The sequence below is a fragment of the Planktotalea sp. genome (assembly GCF_049680325.1).
GTDB lineage: Bacteria > Pseudomonadota > Alphaproteobacteria > Rhodobacterales > Rhodobacteraceae > Planktotalea.
Window position 1 is genome coordinate 1 of record NZ_JBAUHO010000338.1, and the last position, 2,100, is coordinate 2,100.

4 protein-coding genes are annotated in these 2,100 nt (G+C 58.4%); 3 read left to right on the forward strand and 1 reads right to left on the reverse strand.

Annotation, left to right across the window (positions count from 1 at the left end; genetic code table 11):
• Window positions 1-354: DUF4062 domain-containing protein (locus WBC85_RS14975; protein WP_424438985.1), on the reverse strand; the 354-nt coding region annotated here is incomplete at its 3' end.
• 67 nt (window positions 355-421) lie between these two features.
• Here WBC85_RS14975 and WBC85_RS14980 point away from each other — a divergent pair.
• Genes WBC85_RS14980 through WBC85_RS14990 form a run of 3 tightly spaced genes read left to right on the forward strand, consistent with a single transcriptional unit; the run spans window position 422 to window position 2,066 of the window.
• Complete coding sequence (locus WBC85_RS14980) at window positions 422-1,366, forward strand: zinc transporter ZntB (protein WP_424438988.1); 945 nt, start codon at window positions 422-424, stop codon at window positions 1,364-1,366.
• Window positions 1,367-1,380: 14 nt separating this feature from the next.
• Window positions 1,381-1,725: a Lin0512 family protein gene (locus tag WBC85_RS14985; protein WP_424438991.1), complete on the forward strand. Its 345-nt coding sequence runs from the start codon at window positions 1,381-1,383 to the stop codon at window positions 1,723-1,725.
• A complete protein-coding gene (locus WBC85_RS14990) occupies window positions 1,722-2,066 on the forward strand; it encodes a Lin0512 family protein (RefSeq protein WP_424438994.1) in 345 nt (114 codons plus the stop codon). Before WBC85_RS14985 ends, WBC85_RS14990 begins: the two co-directional genes overlap by 4 nt.
• Window positions 2,067-2,100 lie beyond the last annotated feature (34 nt).

The following is a 2,100-nucleotide window of genomic DNA, read 5'->3' on the forward strand; positions in this document are numbered from 1 at the left end:
TCCCAGATCCGTCTGTTCAATAGACTCCCCCTTCAACTCATTGAACGGGTCCTTATGCAGCAACCGAATAACAGGCTTCTCCGTCTCCACCGCATAATCATACTCCATCTCTGTATAGCTCAACCCCGTCTTTGGATGGATCGAGCCATAGCGCCCTGCAGAAATCAGGATGTAGTAATCCGACTGATCAATCACCGTCTTGATGAACTCGAACTGCTCTTCATCCGCGGCTGGACACAGCTCCATCCCAGCGGGAAAGCAATCGGCGCGCAGGAGGGCTTGTGACACTTCTTGGCGCGCGCCTTGCAAATCCTGAAACGTCGAACTGATAAAAACCTGATACCGCTTTTCCAAATCACTTGCCCTCAATCGCTATTTGGCCAAGATGCCCGCAACCTCGCAGAGAGACAAGGACGCAAGCATGCCAGCCCCCACCCCAATCGCCGCATATACCGTGTCGCCCGAGGGCACGGCACAGGCGATCACAGAGGTCACCCCAAAGGGCGGCTGGCGTTGGCAGCACTTTGATCTCGCAGACCCGGATTTGCCCGATTGGCTATTAACGCAAGTGGACCCGCTGGTTGCCAAAGCCCTGCTTGCGGCAGAAACGCGCCCGCGCGTTGATCGCATTGGCGAGGGGCTGATTGTTACCCTGCGCGGCGTCAACCTCAATACCGGGGCAGAGCCGGAAGACATGGTGTCCTTGCGTCTTTGGGTGACCAAGGAGCAGATCATTTCGGTGCGCAAACGCCGCCTCATGGCGCTGGATGCGCTGCGGGCAGATGCGGAACGCGGGATCGCGCCAACAACGACTGGTGCATTTCTGGCAGCCTTAAACGAAGGGCTCGCGTATCGTATCGAGGCCGTTTCGCTTGAGTTCGAGGACAAGGTCGATCTGCTCGAAGAACGCTCGCTCATGTCGGATCACAGCATGTCGCGTGAATGTCTGGAAGTGCGTCAGGTCCTGATAAAGCTGCGCCGCTTCATCGGGCCCCAGCGCGATGCGCTAGAGGCTTTGGCAGCGGACGTCACTGTTATTCCTGCGTCCCAATCCGATCACATCCGCGAAATCGCCAATCGAACCGCGCGCACAGTCGAAGCGCTTGATGCCTCACGCGAAAGACTTGCCGCGATCCAGGAGCATCTAGATGCGCAGATGGCGATGAAGCTTGGGCGCAACGGCTATGTTCTTTCGGTGATGGCCGCGATTTTCTTGCCGCTCGGTTTTTTGACGGGCCTGTTTGGGGTTAACGTAGCGGGCATGCCGGGGACCGAAGCTGTCTGGGCTTTCACACTGTTAACATTGCTCTCCGTCGTCATCGGTGCCGCATTGTATTTGGCCTTCCGCTGGCGCGGCTGGCTTTGATCGGGGACGATACTATGAAACAACGACTGCTTGTTGAATTCGGCCAAGGGGCCAGCCTGCGCCGCCAAGACTACACTCAGGCCGCGCGGCGCGCTCTGCAGGATGCGCTTTGGCACAATTCGATCAATCTTGCGGAACTCTTCGGCAAAGACAAAGACGCGATGTTGATTGATGTCGACGTGGGCGTGCAGCAGCCCGATCAGCTCGACACGGAGGCGCTCAAGGACATTTTCCCCTACGGCCAGATCACCATCACGCCGCGCAAAGGCGGCCTCGACGTGCCGCGCCCCGATGGTAATCCAACCGTCATCGCAACGGTTGCGATCAACGTGTCCCTGGATCTGGAGCCCGTCACATGAGCGATCAACGCTTCATCATCGAAATGGGCTCTGGCAACGATCAATACGGAATGGATTACACCAAGGCCGCCGCCCGCGCGATCGAGGATGCGATCCGCCACTCTGCCATTCCCATGCTCGCGGTGCGTGGCATCCCCCACACCGACATGCGCGTGCAGGTTACAATTGGCGTGCAGGAGCCTGACAAGCTCGACATCGATGCCCTCAAATCCGCCCTCCCGCGCGGCGCGGCGACGATCACCGCCACCCATGGCGGATTGAACGTACACGATCCAGACACAGGCAACACAATCGTCATCGCCACAGCCGCCGTCGAGGCGTTCTTACCCAAACAGGCTTAGCTTCTCTGGTCCTGAAATACCTCGGGGTCTGGGG